Below are 16,593 nucleotides of genomic sequence, written 5' to 3' on the forward strand. Positions count from 1 at the left end.
GCCCCGGTGCTGACTCCAGTCCACCGCTCGCGAGCTCCGCCCAGAAGTGCCGGACTGTCACCGCCTTCCGGATGCTCCGCACACCCCACCCATGACATGTGTCACGCCCCCGGAAGCAGGTGCGCTACCACCACCAGATCGGTCTGGTGCCTCAGCACGACGGGGCTCCTCGCGGGGCGGCTACCTTGTTACGCAGGGTACCTGCTATCGTGTACCGCATGATACCGACCTCGGACATGGTCCTGACGCAGTTCCGCAAGGGAGTCGTGGAGTACTGCGTCCTGGCCTGCCTGCGTTCGGCACCCGCCTACGGGCTCGAGCTCGCCGAGCGGCTCGGTGCCAACAGCTCCCTGCTGACCAGCGAGGGCACGCTCTACCCGCTGCTGTCGCGTCTGCGCCAGCAGGGCTGGGTCACCACGACCCAGGTTGCGTCCCCGGTAGGCCCTCCGCGCCGTTACTACGAGATCACCGACGAGGGCCGGGCGGCGCTGGAGACCTTCACCGCCACCTGGTCCCGCTTCACGACCGACGTCCGCACGACCCTGGAGTCCTGATGACCGCAACGCCCGACTACCCGCCTCTGGTCGAGGCCTACCTCGCCGACCTGGACCGCGCCCTGACCGCCGCGGACCCGCGCGAACGCGCCGAGACCGTGGCGGCGGTGCGCGAGCACTCCGCCGAGCTGCTCGCGCGGTACGGCAGCGACGACGAGGCGGCCCGTCGCGTGCTCGACGACCTGGGCCCCGTGGAGACCATCGCGGCCGAGGTGACCCCCGCGCCGGCGCCCGTCGCCCCAGCACCCGTCGGTACGGCGGGAACGACCGAGGCCGTCGACGTGGTGCTGGTCGTGCTCGCCGTCGTGGTCTGGCCGCTGTCCCCGGTCGCCCTCGTGTGGGCGATCGTGCGTCTGCGCGCTCGCGTCGGCAACCGCGCCCTGCAGTGGCTCACCGTGGTGCTCGGCGCCCTCCCGACCCTCGGCGGCATCTTTCTCCTCCTGATGCACACGTTGAACCTTGTGTTCGACGCGTAGATCGAGACACCGGTACGCGTGACCGGCTGCTCAGCAGGCTCAGGTGCGCAGGTGGTCACCACGCCCGGGGCCGTCGCCGAACAGCTCGACCAGGGTCGCGTGCGCCCCCACCCGGTGCAGCGAGGCGAGCGCTTCGAGGTAGGCCTCCACGAAGCGCGGTTCGTCGACGAGCGACCCGAACAACGCCGGGTTGCGCAGGAACGCGACCGGGTCGTCCCGCTGGGACCGGGCGAGCGGCACGAGCTCGCCGGCGAGCCGGTCGACGACGTCGATGGGCTCGCCCCGCTCGTCGACGCCCTCGGCGTAGCGCGCCCAGCTCGCGATCACCGCGGCCGACCGGGCGATCTCGCCGCCCGAACGGAGCTGCTCGCGCACGACGGGCACGAGCCACTTCGGGATCCGGTCCGACGTCTCGGCGCAGAGCCGCGCGAGGGTGTCCCGCACGGCGGGGTTCCCGAAGCGCTCGACGAGCGTCGCCTTGTACTCGTCGAGGTCGACGCCAGGCACCGGCCGCAGCGTCGGCGTCGCCTCGTGGTCCATGAAGCCGCGCACGAACGCCGCCAGCACCGGGTCCGCGACCGCCTCGTGCGCGTACCGGTAGCCGCTCAGCCACCCGAGGTAGGCGATCGCCTGGTGGCTCGCGTTGAGCAGCCGCAGCTTCATGAGCTCGTACGGCTCGACGTCCTGCACCAGCTGGACCCCGGCGTCCTCGAACGCGGGCCGGCCGAGCGGGAACCGGTCCTCGAGCACCCACTGGAAGAACGGCTCGGCGACCACGGGCCAGCGGTCCTGGACACCGAACCGCTCACGGACGAGGGCGCGGTCCTCGTCGGTGGTCACGGGCGTGATGCGGTCCACCATCGAGCTCGGGAACGCGACGGCGTCGTGCACCCACGCGCCCAGGTCCGGGTCGCGCAGCGCCGCGAACGCGGAGAAGACGGTGCGCGCCTTCTCACCGTTGCCCTGGACGTTGTCGCAGGACATCACGGCGAAGGGCGGCACTCCCGCGGCCCGTCGCCGGGCCAGGGCCTCCACCACGTAGCCGAACACGGTGGTCGGCACCGCCCCGGGCCGGGCGTCGGCGACGACGCCGGGCGCCGTCGCGTCGAACTCGCCGGTGACCTGGTCGAAGTTGTAGCCGCCCTCGGTGATGGTGAGGGAGACGATGCGGGTCGCGGGGTCGGTGAGCCGCGCCAGCACGGCCTCCGGGGCGTCCGGCGCGAACAGGTACTCGACCAGGCTGCCGATGACGCGGGCGTCGAGCCGGCCGTCCGCATGCTTGGTCACGAGCGTGTACAGGCCGTCCTGCGCCCGCAGCACGTCACGCATCACGGCGTCACCGGGCAGCAGGCCGACGCCGCAGATACCCCACTCACGGGCCTCGCCGTGGCGCAGCAGCTCGTCGACCGCGAGCGCCTGGTGCGCGCGGTGGAAGCCGCCGACGCCGAGGTGGACGATGCCGACCTGGATGCCGGTGCGGTCGTACGGGGGCAGGCTGACGCGGGCGCCGTCCGGGGCCGTGCGGAGCCGGAGGCCGAGGTCCAGGGTCATTTGATGGCTCCCATCGCGAGGCCGCGGACGAGCTGCTTCTGCGCGATCCAGCCGGCGAGCACCACCGGCACGATCGCGACGGTCGCGGCCGCGGACAGGACGGCGAGGAACTGGCCGCGGCCGTCGACGAAGCTGGTCAGGAACGGCGGGGTGGTGCGGGCGGTCTGGGCGGTCAGGAGGTTCGCGAGGAAGAACTCGTTCCACGCGAAGATGAAGCAGATCAGGCCGGCCGCGGCGACGCCGGGCATCACGATGGGCAGCACGACGCGGAAGATCTCGGTGCCGAGGCGGGCGCCGTCGAGCTGTGCCGCCTCGATGAGCTCGCGGGGCACCTCGACGAGGAAGGACCGCATCATCCAGACCGCGATCGGCAGGTTCACGCCGATGTACAGGATGGTCAGCCAGGTGATGTTGTCGAGCCCGCCCACGGACTGCAGCAGCAGGTAGACGGGGATGATCGAGGCGGCGACCGGCATGAAGCGGGTCGAGATGAAGAAGAACAGCGCGTCACGCACGTTGACGACGGGCCGGATGCTCAGCGCGTAGGCGGCGGGAACGGCCAGCACGAGCACCAGGAGCGTGGAGCCGACGCTCGCGCTGAACGAGTTGATCAGGTACGGCATCATGTCGCGGCCGAAGACGGCCCGGAACTGGTCGAGCGTGAAGTCGGGCGCGAAGGTGGGCGGCACGGTGGCGGCCTGGCTCTCCGGCTTGAACGCCGTGAACACCATCCAGGCCACGGGGAAGAAGAAGGCGAGCACGAGCACCCAGGTGGCCGCGGTCACCAGGGATCCGCGTAGACGCGACGACGTCATCGTGCGATTCCTTCCGTGGAGAAGACCTTGAAGAGGGTCCGCAGGGCGACCGAGGCGACGACGATCGTGACGAGCACGGTCATCACGCCGTACGCGGCGGCCTCGCCGACCTCCAGGCCGATGAACGCCCGCTCGTAGAGCAGGTAGGACAGTGTCTTGGTGCCGCCGGTGCCGCGGGTCATGATGGCGATCGGGTCGAAGACCTGCAGCAGCATGATCGACGCGAGCAGCACCGCGATCTCGACGTACTGGCGCAGGTGGGGCAGCGTGATCCAGCCGAAGGTGCGCAGCGGGCCGGCGCCGTCGACGGCGGCCGCCTCGAGCACGTCCTTGTTCTGCGCCTGGAGGCCGGCCAGGAGGATGAGCATCGCGAACGGCGTGTACTGCCAGGTGAGCACCAGGATGATCGTGACGATCGGCACCTCGGTGTTCCATGCGACGGGCGGCAGCCCGACCAGGCCGAGTCCCCAGTTGGCCATGCCGGTGGCGGCGTCGAGGATCGACCACTTCCACACGAGGGCGGCGGCCGCGGGCATGACGAGGAACGGGGTGATCATCAGCGTGCGGGCCACGCCGCGCCCGACGAAGTTGCGGTCGAGCAGCACGGCGAAGAGCAGGCCGAGCAGCGTGGAGAGCACCACGGAGGTGCCGGTCACCGCGACGGTCGCCCCGAGCGAGGACAGGAACGAGCCGTCGCGCAGCACGTGCACGTAGTTGTCGAGGCCCGCGAACCCGCGGTCGCCCGGGCGCAGCAGGTTCCAGCTCTGCAGGGAGTAGTAGATCGTCATGACGAAGGGGATCTGCGTCAGCACGATCGAGGTGGCCAGCGCGGGCCACAGCATGGCGCGCGACACGGCCAGGCTGCGCCTCCTGCCCGATCCCCCGGGCGGCGCCGGCCGCCGGGGGCGCCTCGTCGTCGGGGCGCTCATGAGAGTGGTCATCTGGCCCTCCTGGGGCTCGCGAACAGGTGCCCGCAGCGCGGCGGGCAGGTGGACGACGGCGGGGCCGGGCGCGGGGAGCCGTGCTCCCCGCGCCCGGGACCGGCTACTTCTGGGCGTCGCCCGCTTCCTGGGCGAGCTCCTGGCCGCGCTCCAGCACGGGACCGAGCTCGCTGCGTCCGGCGAAGACCTCCGCCAGGTCCTGCGAGACCTGGTTGCCGAGGTCCTGGAACTCCGGGATGGTGACGTACTGGATCCCGGTCCACGACTGGGGCGCCACGCCCGGCTGCTCCGGGTTCACCGCGAGCATGATGTCCCGTGTGATGGGCGCGAAGGCCGCGGCGGCCTCCTCGTACTCCGGGATCTCGTAGGTGGAGTTGCGCGCGCCCGGGGGCACCCGGCTCCAGCCGAGCTCGGTGCCGACGAGCTGGTGGTACTCCTTGCTCGTGGCCCACTTGACGAACTCGATCGCTTCCGCACGGTTCTGGGTGGTCTCCGGGATCGCGAGGTTCCAGGACCACAGCCAGCCGGACTCCTCGGTCTCGACCACCGGTGCGTGCGCGTAGCCCATCTTGCCCGCGACCTGCGACGACTCGGGGTCCTCGAGCAGGCCCGCGGCCACCGTCGCGTCCACCCACATGGCGGACCGGCCCTGGCTCACGTTGTTCAGGCACTCGGTGAAGCCGGTGGACACGGGGTCCGCCTCCCCGGCGTCCTCGACGAGGTCCACGTAGAACTGGACGGCCTCCTCGAACTCCGGGGAGTCGACCTGGGCGTTCCACTCGGCGTCGTACCAGCTGCCGCCGAACGTCTGCACGACCGTCGTCAGGGGTGCGAAGAGCTCGCCCCAGCCGGGCTTGCCGCGCAGGCAGATGCCGTCGACCGTGTCCGAGTCGATCTCCCGGGCGATGTCCGCGACCTCCTGCCACGTCGGGTGCTCTGGGACCGTGAGCCCGGCCTCGTCGAGCAGCTCCTTGTTGTACATGAGCATCGACGACTCGCCGTAGAACGGGACCGCGTAGAGCGAGTCGTCGACCGTCAGCGCCTTCTTCACGGGCTCGAACAGGTCGTCGACGTCGTAGTCCGCGTCCGACTCGAGGTCGCCCGTCAGGTCCGTGAGCCAGCCGTTGTCCGCCCAGATCGGCACCTCGTAGGAGCCGACCGTGACGATGTCGTACTGGCCGCCGTCGGTGGCGACGTCCTTGGTGACGGCGTCACGCAGGTCGTTCTCCTCCATCTGGACGAAGTTGACCTTGATGTCCGGGTGGTCCGCCTCGAACGCGGACTTGAGCTCCTCCATGTCCTTCATCTGCGGGTTGTTCACGGTCGCGAGCGTCAGCTCGACCGTCCCGCCGTCCTCGCCGGCGGCACCGCCGTTGCCGCCGCCTCCGGCCCCGGCGCACGCGGTCAGCACCAGTGCCAGCGCGGCGGCCGCGGCCCCTGCGGGCGCGACCCTTCGGCGCGCAGTCCTCATGAGCATCATTGCCTCGGCCCTTCTCGTCACGTCGTCGTGAGTTCGTTGTCGTGAGTTCGGTGTCGCGTCCCGGGGACGCGGATCCGCACATAGTGGGCGGGGCCGCTAGGGCGGTCAACGACGGCGTCTCCGAAACGTTCACCGGGGCTGTGGAATAGCACAGACGCGGCGCGTCACGGCCCCGCACGCCGGATCCTCCCGGCCGCGCACGGGGGCCCGCACGGGCGCCGGGGCCGACAAGATGGGCGGTTCCGCACCGTTCGCGGCCCGCGTCCGCCCCCGGAAAACGCATCCCGGACCGGGCACGAACTGGTACGTCCCGGCGGGCGGATCGGTCACGCCGCGGGACGCTCGTCAGACCTGGACGATCTCCGCACCAGCCGCGTGGAAGGCACGCGCGCGCGCCGAGCCGAGCTCCGTGCCGGTGATCATCGCCTCGAAGTCGTGGAGCCCGGCGAAGCGCACGAAGCTCGTGACGCCGAACTTGTGGTGCGCCCCGATGAAGATCCGGCGCCTGCTCACCTGGACCGCCGCCGCCTTGACGCGCGCGACCGCCGGGTCGGGCGTCGTCAGCCCGTCCTCGACGGTCACCCCGTTCGCGCCGATCAGCCCGAGGTCGAGGCGGAAGGTGCGCAGCATGTCCACCGCCGTGCCGTCGACGACGCCGAGCGTCTTGCCGCGCACCCGGCCGCCGATGATGATGATCTGCACGTTCGCCCGGGCCGAGAGCTCCGTCGCGACCGGCAGGGACGACGTGACCACGGTCAGCTCGCGGTCCCGCGGCAGGGCCCGCGCGGCGAGCAGCGGCTGGAACCCCTCGTCGACGAAGATCGTCTGCGCCTCCCCCAGCCGCCGCGCCACCTCGGCGGCTATCCGGGCCTTCTCCTCGGGGAAGCTCTCCTGCCGCTGCGAGAGCGCAGACTCGAACGAGCTCGTCTCGACCGGGAACGCGAGCCCGTAGCTGCGCCGGACCAGGCCCTGCGCCTCAAGCTTGCGCAGCTCACGGCGCACCGTCTCCTGCGAGACCGACAGCACGCGGGCGGACTCGCTGACCTCGATGCGCCCGCGGCGACGCACCAGGGCGAGCAGCTCCTCGGACCGCGACGCCTGCCGCCCAGGACTGGTCGCGGGCGCCACGCGTTCCTGCGCCACGCCCGGTTCCGGGCGCACCGGCCCGGTTCCGGCGGGCGTGTCGATCGCCATGATCAAGCCTCTCGTCGTGCGAGTTCCTGGCCTGAGTCTGCCAACTGCGGCCGCGTTGCGGAACCGGCCCCCGGCGGCACCCGCGGTCCGGCACGCGACCAGGGCACGCCGTCAGTACGTCGTCAGGCCCTGCGCCCGGAACTGGTTCCGCACACGCTCCGTCAGCTCGGGCGACGGCGGCCGGGTCCCCTCGAGCTCGTAGGTACGCCCGAGCGCGGCCCACTTGTAGCGCCCCATCTGGTGGAAGGGCAGCACCTCGACCCGCGAGACGGTACCCGGCCGGATCTCGTTGAGCTCGGCCACGTAGGCGGCGACCCGCTCGACGTTGTCCGCGTCGTCGGTCAGGCCGGGGACCAGGACGAACCTGACCCAGACCTCGGGAGCGTGGCCGCCGGCCAGCCCGGCCCGGGCGAGGCGCTGCCCGAACGCGAGCGTCGGCGCCAGCTCGCCGCCCGTGACCCGGCGGTACGTGTCCGGGTCACCGGACTTCACGTCGAGCAGGACCAGGTCGGTGTCGGCGAGCATCTGGTCGGTGAGGTTGGCGCCGAGGAACCCGGAGGTGTCCAGCGCCGTGTGCACGCCCAACTCCTTGGCACCGCGCAGCACGCGCGCCGCGAACCTGGACTGCATCAGCACCTCGCCACCGGACAGGGTCAGACCGCCACCGGTAGCCCGGAACGTCGGCAGGCAACGACGCACACGCGCGAGGACCTGCTCGACGGTGACGGGCTCGCCGTCCTTCATCTCGAGCATGTCCGGGTTGTGGCAGTACAGGCAGCGCAGCGGACAGCCCGCCACGAACACGGTGAGCCGGGTCCCCGGGCCGTCCACCGCGGTGACCAGCTCCCAGGAGTGCACCGAGCCCAGCTCACCGGACCGCGTCGCGGCCAGTCGCCGCGAGCGCAGAGGGGACAGGTCGGTGACGCGAGCCGGCGCCCGCAGGGGCATCACAGCGCCCCGTGGAAGGTCCTGCTGAGCACGTCGAGCTGCTGCTCGCGCGTCAGCCGGACGAAGTTCACGGCGTACCCGGAGACCCGGATCGTCAGCTGCGGGTAGTTCTCGGGGTGCTCCATGGCGTCCTCCAGGGTCTCCCGGTTCAGCACGTTGACGTTCATGTGGTAGCCGTCCAGCCCCACCGACGCGTCCAGCAGCCCCGCCAGGTTGGCGACCTGCTCGTCGCGTGTCCGTCCAAGACCGGCCGGTACCACGGTGTTGGTCAGCGAGATGCCGTCCCACGCCTGGTCGTACGGCAGCTTGGCCACCGACAGCGCCGAGGCGAGCATGCCGTGCGTGTCCCTCCCGTTCATGGGGTTGGCGCCCGGTGAGAACGGCTCCCCCGCCCGCCGCCCGTCCGGCGTGTTGCCCGTGGCCTTGCCGTAGACGACGTTCGACGTGATCGTCAGGACCGACTGGGTGGGCAGCGCGTCCCGGTACGTGTTCTGGCGACGGATCTTGTCCATGAAGGACTCGACGAGCTCGACGGCGATGGCGTCGGCCCGGTCGTCGTCGTTCCCGTAGGCCGGGAACGACCCCTCGACCTCGTAGTCGGCCACGATGCCGCGCTCGTCGAACACCGGCATGACGCGGGCGTACCGGATCGCGCTCAGCGAGTCCGCCGTCACCGCCAGCCCCGCGATGCCGCAGGCCATCGTGCGCAGCACGTCGCGGTCGTGCAGCGCCATCTCCAGGCGCTCGTACGCGTACTTGTCGTGCATGTAGTGGATGACGTTCAGCGCCTCGACGTAGGTCGCGGCGAGCCACTCCATCGTCGTGTCGAGACGGCGGCGGACGTCGACGTACTCGAGCGGGCGGCCGGCGGGGACCGCCGGGAACGCCGGCGTGACCTGTCCGCCGCTGACCTCGTCACGCCCGCCGTTGATGGCGTACAGCAGGGTCTTGGCCAGGTTCACGCGAGCGCCGAAGAACTGCATCTGCTTGCCGACCGCCATCGGGGACACGCAGCAGGCGATCGCCGCGTCGTCACCCCAGGCGGCACGGATCTGCCGGTCGGACTCGTACTGCAGGGCGCTGGTGTCGATCGAGACGCGGGCACAGAAGTCCTTGAACCCGCGGGGCAGGTCCTGGCTCCAGAACACGGTGAGGTTGGGCTCGGGAGCGGGGCCCAGGTTGTACAGGGTCTGCAGGTAGCGGAACGAGGTCCTCGTGACCAGGGTGCGGCCGTCGTCGCCCATGCCGCCCACGGTCTCGGTGACCCAGGTGGGATCGCCCGAGAACAGCGTGTCGTACTCGGGGGTCCGCAGGAAGCGCACGATGCGCAGCTTGATGACGAGGTCGTCGACGAGCTCCTGCGCCTGTTCCTCGGTGATGCGGCCCGCCGCCAGGTCCCGCTGGAGGTACACGTCCAGGAACGTCGAGGTGCGACCCAGCGACATCGCGGCCCCGTTCTGCTCCTTGACCGCGCCCAGGTACGCGAAGTAGAGCCACTGCACGGCCTCCCGGGCCGTCCTGGCCGGGCCGGAGATGTCGTAGCCGTAGGAGGCGGCCATCTCCTTGAGCTCGCCCAGAGCTCGGAGCTGCTCGGCGTGCTCCTCCCGCTCACGGACGACCTTCTCGCTGAACGGCTGCGTGTCCAGGCTCAGCTTGTCCGCCCTCTTGGCGTCGATCAGGGCGTCGACGCCGTACAGGGCCACCCGGCGGTAGTCGCCGATGATCCGCCCCCGGCCATAGGCATCCGGCAGGCCGGTGATGATGTGGCTCCTGCGGGCGGCGCGGACGTCCGGCGAGTACGCGTCGAAGACGCCCTCGTTGTGGGTCTTGCGGTACTTGGTGAACGTCTCCTTGACGGACTCGTCCACGGCGTAGCCGTAGGTGGCCAGCGAGGTCTCGACCAACCGCCAGCCGCCGTTCGGCATGATCGCGCGTCTCAGCGGCGCGTCGGTCTGCAGCCCGACGATCAGCTCGGCATCCCGGTCGATGTAGCCCGGCGCGTGGGCGGTGATGCCGGCGGGGGTGTGCGGGTCGACGTCGTACACGCCCTTGGCGCGTTCCTCCGGGAACAGGGCGCTCACGGTGTCCCACACGTGCGTGGTGCGGGCGGTCGGCCCCGCGAGGAAGCTCGCGTCGCCCTCGTACGGCGTGTAGTTGCGCTGGATGAAGTCGCGCACGTCCACCTGGTCCTGCCAGGGTCCGCCGACGAGACCGGCCCACGGGGAACCGTCCGCCTCGCTGCCCGACATCGGTACGGCCCGCACCTCGTGCACGGTGGTCATGGTTTCGCTCCTGCGTGGTAGTCGGGCTCAGAAGCCGAAGACGATGCGGGCGGGCACCTGTCCGCTCAGCACCTCGGCGATGGACTCGTTGACCTCGTCGAGCTTGCGCTCCACGGCCACGACCTCGGTGCGGCCGGCCGCGTGCAGCGCGAACACGTCCGCGAGGTCGTTCCGCGTACCGACGATCGACCCGATCACCGAGATGCCCTTGAGCACCGTGTCGAAGATCGGCAGCTGGATCGTGCCCTCGGCGGGCAGCGCCACGCAGACCAGCCGGCCACCACGCCGCAGCGACGCGAAGGCCTGGTCGAACGAGGCGGACGACGCGGCGAGCGCCACCGCCACGTCGGCACCGCCCAGCCGCTGGATGGCCTCGACCGGGTCCTCCCGGGCGGCGTTGACCACGTGGTCCGCGCCGAGCCGCGTGGCGAGCGCGAGCTTGTGGTCCTCGACGTCCACGGCGATGACGAAGGCACCGGCGATCCGCGCGTACTGCAGCGCGAGGTGGCCCAGCCCACCGATACCGAACACGACCACGGTCTCCGCGGGGGCCACGTTCGCGACCTTGATGGCCTTGTAGGTGGTCACTCCGGCGCAGCTCAGCGGAGCGGCGTCGGCGGGCGACACGCCGTCGGGCACAGGCGTGGCGAACTTGGCGGCCACGACGGCGTACTCGGCGAAGGCCCCGTTGACGGAGTAGCCGGAGTTCGCCTGCTGCTCGCACAGGGTCTCCCAGCCGCTGATGCAGTAGCGGCACTCGCCGCACGCGCTGCCGAGCCAGGCGATGGCTACTCGCTGGCCGAGAGCACGGGACGTCACGTCGGGCCCGAGCTTCTCGATGCGGCCCACACCCTCGTGCCCCGGGACGAACGGCGGGGTCGGCTTGACCGGCCAGTCGCCGTGGGCGGCGTGGATGTCGGTGTGGCACAGCCCGCTGGCCTCGATCCGGACCAGCACCTCGCCCGGTCCGGGCTCCGGCACGGGGATCTCCTGGATCTCCAGCGGGGCGGTGAAGTCGGTGACGACCGCGGCTCTCATGACAGCTCCGTTCGGGCGGTGATGCTGGACTGGCGACCGCCTGGGTGGCGGTAGCTCCAACATCTCTCCGCACGGCCCGCGCGTGGCAGGGACGAAGGTCCCTCGTGCGGCAGAGAAGGTCCTGGGCTGCCGCCGTGTGCTCGAACGGCCTTGGCAGCGGCATCGGCCAGCACGACGACGACCGGTGCGGCGAGCACGACCGCCCAGCCGGCGGCGGGTGGCGAGCTGCCGCCGAGCAGGCCGGCCAACGGGGGCGCCAGGAACACGGCGAGCAGGACGAGCTCGATCCCCACTGCCCAGAGCAGCATCGGGTTACCCGCCATCCGCAGCGCGCCGACCCAGCGGTACTCGCTGCGGCACGCGAACGCGTTGCCGAGTTGGCCCAGGACGACAGCGGCGAAGGCGGCCCCGGACGCCGCTGCCAGCGACTGCCCGGAGGGCTCGGCACCGAGAGTCCAGCCGGCCAGTCCGAGGACCACGAAGAAGGCCGCCATCTCGACCGCCGCCTCGGCCGGGCCGAGGACACCGAACACCCGCCCCAGCACACCACGGTCGATCAGCGCGCCGGTCGACGGCCGCTGCCGCATCGTCGCGCGGCTGGGCGGTTCCGCACCGAGCGCGAGGGCGGGCAGCAGGTCGGTGCCGATGTCGAGGGCGAGGATCTGCAGCACGGTCAGCGCGAGCGGGATCTCGCCGCCGCTGAGCGCCCAGAAGAGGAACGGGGTGAGCTCGGCGACATTGTCGGTCAGGTGGTAGGTCAGGAACCGGCGGATGTTGGCGAACGCCGCACGGCCCAGCTCGACGGCGGCGACGATGGTCGCGAAGTTGTCGTCCAGGAGCACGACGTCAGCGGCCTCGCGGGCGACGTCGGAGCCGCTGCGGCCCATGGCGATGCCGATGTCGGCCTCGCGCAGGGCCGGGCCGTCGTTGACCCCGTCGCCGGTCATGGCGACCGCGTGTCCACGAGCATGGAGCGCGCGAGCGATCCGCAGCTTGTCCTCGGGTGTGACCCGGGCGACGACCACGCCGTCCCGGTCGACCAGCTCACCGAGCGCGGCGTCGTCCGCCGGAAGGTCGGAGCCTTCGAGGACCGGCCCGTCCCGCAGCAGACCGACCTCCCGGGCGATCGCCGTCGCCGTGCCGATGTGGTCGCCGGTGACCATGGCGAGCTTGATGCCCGCACTGCGGCACGCGGCCACAGCGGCGTGGACGTCGTCGCGGGGCGGGTCCTCCAGACCGACGAGGCCGAGCAGCTCCAGGTCCTTCTCCACATCGGGCATCGACGCGTCCTGATCTGCCACGGCGGCGGCGCGGCGCGCGATCGCCAGGACCCGCAGGCCTCGCTCCGCCATCTCGGCCACGGCACGGACGGCGTCGTCGCCTGCGGAGGTGAGTGCGAGGACCGAGTCCGGTGCGCCCTTGACGTAGACCTGGTCTCCTGCGACGACCGACATACGACGGCGGCGTGAGTCGAACGGCAGTCGCCGCAGCAACGGCCGCGCCGTCTCCTCGGCGGATACGTCGATGCCTGCCCGCAAGGCCAGGACGTGCAGGGCGACCTCCATCGGGTCCCCGTGCGCCGTCCACTGCTCACCGCTGCGGACCATCCGCCCGGTGGAGCACCGCGCCGCGACCAGCGCGACGTCGCGGAGAGCCGGAACCACATCGTCCTCGGCAGCGATGCGAGCGGTGGGCGCGTACCCGTGCCCGACGACGGACGCGGTTCCCTCGGGCGTCCACACCTCGACGACCGACATCTCGTTGCGGGTGAGCGTGCCGGTCTTGTCGGTGCAGATGAACGTCGTGGAGCCCATGGTCTCCACGGAGTCGAGGCGGCGCACGAGCGCGTTGCGGGTCGCCATCCGCTGCGCGCCCCGGGCCAGGGAGAGGGTCACGGTCGGCAGCAAGCCCTCGGGGACCAGCGCGACCATGATGCCGACGGCGAAGAGGAACCCGTCCGACACCGGCATGCCGAGCACGAGGGCGACGACGAAGAACGTGGCGCCGACGGCGATGGCGATCCCGGCGATCATGCGCACGACGCGACGAAGCCGGATCGCGAGCGGGCTCGCGGAACGGCTCGCGGTCCGGGTGAGGGCCATGACGTGGGCCAGCTCTGTCCCCATTCCTGTCGCGGTGGCCTCGACGGTTGCCTCGCCCTCGACCACATAGGTCCCCGCGTGGACGTCGTCGCCCGGCGATGGATGGGTCGTGCTGCTCTCGCCGGTCAGAGCCGACTCGTCGAGCGCGAGACCGGTCACCGAGACCACGCTGCCGTCTGCTGCTATGCCGTCGCCGGCCTCCAGGAGAAGCAGATCCCCGACGACGACGTCCGCCACCGGGATCTGCCGGCGGCGCCCGTCGCGCAGGACGGTCGCCAGGGCGGGCATGAGCTCGAGCAGCTTCTGGCCGGCCTTGTCGGCCCGGTACTCCTGCAGGAACGCGAAGATGCCGTTGACGATCACCACCACCGCGATGGCGACCGCGAGCTCGGGCATGTCGGCGATCCATGCGAGGACCGCAGCGGCCCACAGCAGCAGCGCGAAGAAGTGGAGCAGCTGCCCGAGCAGGAGCCGCACCGGGGACGGTGGCCGAGCCTTCGGTACCAGGTTCGGCCCCAGCTCCAGGAGGCGATGAGCCGCGTCGGACGACGACAGGCCCCTGCGTCCCCCGTCCGGCGTACCTGTCCCTACCGTCCCCATCGTCACTCCCGACGCGGTTCGCTCCACGCCATCAGCCTGTGGTCGCGGCCACCGGTGAACCAGTGACCTTGGTCCCGGCCCAGGGGGGCCACCAGTCACTGCCGTGTCGGCCACGAGGGCTGCTGTGCTGGCGGTACGAGAAGGAGGACGATCATGGACAGCACCTGGTACCGAGGCGTCATCGTCGGGGTCGACGGCTCGCACGAGAGCATGGCGGCGCTGCGCTGGGCAGCCTACGCGGCTGACCTGCACGGGGCCCGTCTGACGGTGATTGCCGCTCACCCTGTGCCGCCGGAAGCAGGCCCGGGCCTGAGCAACCTCGCCGAGGACGCACACGAGCACGCACGCCGCGCGGCCGACGCCGCCCGGGAACGGCTCGGCACGCGGCGGCCCGGAGGACAGGACGTCGAGACGCTCGTCCTGCCCGGTAACGCCGCCCATGTCCTCGTCCAGCGGTCGACCGTCGACGATCTCGTCGTGGTGGGGCGACGCGGACTCGGTGCGTTCGACCGCGCGCTGCTCGGTTCCACCTCCTCAGCGCTGTCGGCTGCTGTGTCCGGCACGGTCGCGGTGGTGCCGGCCGGCGTGCTGACCGAAGTGCCCCGGAGGATCAGGGCCGGAGTGGGGCCCGTCGACGAACCGGACGTCCTGGGCACGGCGTTCACGGAGGCGGACGCACGCGGGTGCCCGCTCGAGGTGCTGCACATCACGGGCACCGACCCGATGTCGTCCGCCCTGCTCGACGGCGACCCCCTGGCGTCGTCGTGGCGCGAGGCCACGACGACGGATCTCTCCGACAGGTTGGCCCGGTGGTCGGACAAGTACCCGGAGGTCAGCTACACGGTGGTGATCCGGCGCGGCGACCCGATCACGACGGTGCTCCGTGGCCTGAGCCAGGAGGATGTCCTGGTCCTCGGCGGGCGGCGTCGCTCGGCGGTCGCCGGCCGCCTGCTGCGCAGCGTGCCCGACGCCGTGCTGCGCGCCGCACCGTGCCCGGTCGTGGTGGTGCACGCGCATCGTCAGGTGCGGTAGGACAGGGTGGTCATCATCCCGGCCTCGGCGTGCAGGATGTTGTGGCAGTGCAGCGCCCACTGGCCGGGGTTGTCGGCGTCGAGGTCGACCTCGAGCGACTCCATCGGCCGGACGATCACGGTGTCCTTGCGGGCCCCGCCGTCGACCAGACCGAACGTGTGACCGTGCAGGTGCATCGGGTGGAACATCATCGTCTGATTGATGAAGCGCAGCCGCACCCGCTCGCCCGACCGGACCGGCAGCGGGCGCGAGTCCGGGAACGTGCGGCCGTTGATCGTCCACCGGTACCGGCTCATCGAGCCGCCGAGGACCACGTCGTGCCGCCGGTCCACATCACCGCCCGGGAGAAGCACGGCCTCCGCGGCGACCAGATCCGTGCCCAGCAGCACCTGGCGGCTCAGCTCGGAGATCGTGGCGTCCGCGGGCGAGACGCCGCCACCGGTCCGGATGAGAGCACGCCCCTGGCCCTGCTTTCCCTCCGCGGACGCCACGAGCGGGAACACACCGTCATCGAGGGTGAGCGTGACGTCGACGCGCTCACCCATCCCGATCAGAAGCGCGTCGGAGGTCACCGGGGTGACGAGGAAGCCGTCGCTGTGCGTGACCGTCATGCGATGCCCGCCGACCGCGACACGGAACGCCGTGTCCGTGCCGGCGTTCACGAACCGGACCCTGACCCGCTGCCCCGGCCGGGCGGTGAACTGGTACGGCGCGTCCGGGGTGCGGCCGTTGACCAGGTAGTGCGGGTAGTCGACGTCGCCCGCGCCGCCGAGCAGCGGTGAGCTCATCGAACCGCCCATACCGCCGCCCATGGACCCTTGGTCCATACCGCCGCCGTTCTCGGTCAGCTCCGCGAGGACGTCGTCGGGAGTCCGGCCGGTGCCGTCGACCCAGTCGTCGAGCACGACCACCCACTCGTCGTCATAGGCCCCCGGCTCGGCCGGGTCGTCGATCACCAGCACGCCGTAGAGGCCACGGTCGAGCTGCACGCCGGTATGCGGGTGGTAGAAGTACGTCCCCGGGTCCGGCGCGACGAACTCGTAGGTGAACGACCCGGCGGCGGCGATGGGGTCCTGGGTGATGTGCGGGACGCCGTCCATGTCGTTGCGCAGCGCGAGACCGTGCCAGTGCACGCTGGTGTCGGTCGGGAGCTGGTTGTCGACGGTGACCTCGAGCAGGTCGCCCGCCGTCGCGCGCAGCAGCGGTCCGGGCACCTCGTCCCCGTAGGCCCAGGTCTCGACGGTTCGGCCACCGAGATCGAGGGTGACGGGACGCGGCGTCAGCCGGGCGGTCACGGTCGAGCGGCCCGCGACCAAGCGGGCCCGCTCGGCCTCGGCCACAGCGGCCGACCGCGGGCCCACCGACGTCTGCCCCGAACCGGTGCTGGTGCAAGCCGTCAGGCCACCGATCGCCGCGGCGCCGGCCAGGCCGGCGAGCCCGGCGACGAAGGTACGGCGGGTCATCGAGGTCAACGAGCTCTCCTCACCGTCGTGTCTTTGTCGGGCTCAGGAGCGTCGGACGCTGGGTGTACCCGTTCTCGTCGCGCTCACCGGCGGGCGTAGCGCCGGGCAGGCGGATGC

General features: G+C 71.5%; 13 protein-coding genes. 3 read left to right on the forward strand and 10 right to left on the reverse strand.

Features of this window, described 5'->3' with window-relative positions:
* Positions 1-218 precede the first annotated feature (218 nt).
* The gene (locus ACQEVI_RS25830) at positions 219-554 is read left to right on the forward strand and encodes a PadR family transcriptional regulator (RefSeq protein WP_432904849.1); all 336 of its coding nucleotides are present in this window, start codon (positions 219-221) and stop codon (positions 552-554) included.
* Complete coding sequence (locus ACQEVI_RS25835) at positions 554-1,030, forward strand: HAAS signaling domain-containing protein (protein WP_432904851.1); 477 nt, start codon at positions 554-556, stop codon at positions 1,028-1,030. Before ACQEVI_RS25830 ends, ACQEVI_RS25835 begins: the two co-directional genes overlap by 1 nt.
* Before the next feature lie 39 nt (positions 1,031-1,069).
* On the opposite strand, the gene ACQEVI_RS25840 is transcribed toward ACQEVI_RS25835, so the two are convergent.
* The 9 genes from ACQEVI_RS25840 to ACQEVI_RS25880 all read right to left on the reverse strand — a co-directional run bounded on the left by ACQEVI_RS25840 (position 1,070) and on the right by ACQEVI_RS25880 (position 14,008).
* The gene (locus tag ACQEVI_RS25840) at positions 1,070-2,581 is read right to left on the reverse strand and encodes a mannitol dehydrogenase family protein (protein ID WP_432904854.1); all 1,512 of its coding nucleotides are present in this window, start codon (positions 2,579-2,581) and stop codon (positions 1,070-1,072) included.
* Positions 2,578-3,366: a carbohydrate ABC transporter permease gene (locus ACQEVI_RS25845; protein WP_432904857.1), complete on the reverse strand. Its 789-nt coding sequence runs from the start codon at positions 3,364-3,366 to the stop codon at positions 2,578-2,580. The genes ACQEVI_RS25840 and ACQEVI_RS25845 overlap by 4 nt, the downstream gene beginning before the upstream one ends.
* 26 nt (positions 3,367-3,392) lie before the next feature.
* Positions 3,393-4,337 (reverse strand): carbohydrate ABC transporter permease, encoded by a 945-nt coding sequence (locus ACQEVI_RS25850; RefSeq protein ID WP_432904860.1) that lies wholly within the window; start codon positions 4,335-4,337, stop codon positions 3,393-3,395.
* A gap of 103 nt (positions 4,338-4,440) precedes the next feature.
* Positions 4,441-5,808 (reverse strand): ABC transporter substrate-binding protein, encoded by a 1,368-nt coding sequence (locus tag ACQEVI_RS25855; protein ID WP_432904863.1) that lies wholly within the window; start codon positions 5,806-5,808, stop codon positions 4,441-4,443.
* A 354-nt stretch (positions 5,809-6,162) separates the two neighbouring features.
* Positions 6,163-7,011, reverse strand: a complete 849-nt coding sequence (locus tag ACQEVI_RS25860; RefSeq protein ID WP_432904866.1) for a DeoR/GlpR family DNA-binding transcription regulator — start codon at positions 7,009-7,011, stop codon at positions 6,163-6,165.
* A gap of 111 nt (positions 7,012-7,122) precedes the next feature.
* Positions 7,123-7,959 (reverse strand): pyruvate formate-lyase-activating protein, encoded by an 837-nt coding sequence (gene pflA, locus ACQEVI_RS25865; protein ID WP_432904869.1) that lies wholly within the window; start codon positions 7,957-7,959, stop codon positions 7,123-7,125.
* The gene (gene pflB, locus ACQEVI_RS25870; protein ID WP_432906129.1) at positions 7,959-10,208 is read right to left on the reverse strand and encodes a formate C-acetyltransferase; all 2,250 of its coding nucleotides are present in this window, start codon (positions 10,206-10,208) and stop codon (positions 7,959-7,961) included. Before pflB ends, pflA begins: the two co-directional genes overlap by 1 nt.
* Before the next feature lie 60 nt (positions 10,209-10,268).
* A complete protein-coding gene (gene adhP / locus ACQEVI_RS25875; RefSeq protein ID WP_432904872.1) occupies positions 10,269-11,279 on the reverse strand; it encodes an alcohol dehydrogenase AdhP in 1,011 nt (336 codons plus the stop codon).
* Positions 11,276-14,008 carry a cation-translocating P-type ATPase gene (locus tag ACQEVI_RS25880; protein WP_432904875.1) on the reverse strand — a complete coding sequence of 911 codons (2,733 nt, stop codon included), beginning with the start codon at positions 14,006-14,008 and terminating at the stop codon, positions 11,276-11,278. The genes adhP and ACQEVI_RS25880 overlap by 4 nt, the downstream gene beginning before the upstream one ends.
* Positions 14,009-14,134: 126 nt before the next feature.
* Here ACQEVI_RS25880 and ACQEVI_RS25885 point away from each other — a divergent pair, with 126 nt between their 5' ends.
* Entirely contained in the window at positions 14,135-15,013 is an 879-nt protein-coding gene (locus ACQEVI_RS25885; protein ID WP_432904877.1) for a universal stress protein, read from the forward strand.
* Here ACQEVI_RS25885 and ACQEVI_RS25890 read toward each other — a convergent pair.
* Complete coding sequence (locus tag ACQEVI_RS25890; RefSeq protein ID WP_432906132.1) at positions 15,001-16,476, reverse strand: multicopper oxidase family protein; 1,476 nt, start codon at positions 16,474-16,476, stop codon at positions 15,001-15,003. The genes ACQEVI_RS25885 and ACQEVI_RS25890 overlap by 13 nt on opposite strands.
* Positions 16,477-16,593 lie beyond the last annotated feature (117 nt).

Origin of the sequence: Promicromonospora sp. CA-289599, assembly GCF_050936155.1 — a bacterium.
GTDB lineage: Bacteria > Actinomycetota > Actinomycetes > Actinomycetales > Cellulomonadaceae > Promicromonospora.

Coding starts and splice junctions, on each gene's coding strand:
- ACQEVI_RS25830 (WP_432904849.1), top strand. CDS start 219: ATGATACCGACCTCGGACATGGTCCTGACGCAGTTCCGCAAGGGAGTC.
- ACQEVI_RS25835 (WP_432904851.1), top strand. CDS start 554: ATGACCGCAACGCCCGACTACCCGCCTCTGGTCGAGGCCTACCTCGCC.
- ACQEVI_RS25840 (WP_432904854.1), bottom strand. CDS start 2,581: ATGACCCTGGACCTCGGCCTCCGGCTCCGCACGGCCCCGGACGGCGCC.
- ACQEVI_RS25850 (WP_432904860.1), bottom strand. CDS start 4,337: ATGACCACTCTCATGAGCGCCCCGACGACGAGGCGCCCCCGGCGGCCG.
- ACQEVI_RS25855 (WP_432904863.1), bottom strand. CDS start 5,808: ATGAGGACTGCGCGCCGAAGGGTCGCGCCCGCAGGGGCCGCGGCCGCC.
- ACQEVI_RS25860 (WP_432904866.1), bottom strand. CDS start 7,011: ATGGCGATCGACACGCCCGCCGGAACCGGGCCGGTGCGCCCGGAACCG.
- pflA (WP_432904869.1), bottom strand. CDS start 7,959: ATGCCCCTGCGGGCGCCGGCTCGCGTCACCGACCTGTCCCCTCTGCGC.
- pflB (WP_432906129.1), bottom strand. CDS start 10,208: ATGTCGGGCAGCGAGGCGGACGGTTCCCCGTGGGCCGGTCTCGTCGGC.
- adhP (WP_432904872.1), bottom strand. CDS start 11,279: ATGAGAGCCGCGGTCGTCACCGACTTCACCGCCCCGCTGGAGATCCAG.
- ACQEVI_RS25885 (WP_432904877.1), top strand. CDS start 14,135: ATGGACAGCACCTGGTACCGAGGCGTCATCGTCGGGGTCGACGGCTCG.
- ACQEVI_RS25890 (WP_432906132.1), bottom strand. CDS start 16,476: ATGACCCGCCGTACCTTCGTCGCCGGGCTCGCCGGCCTGGCCGGCGCC.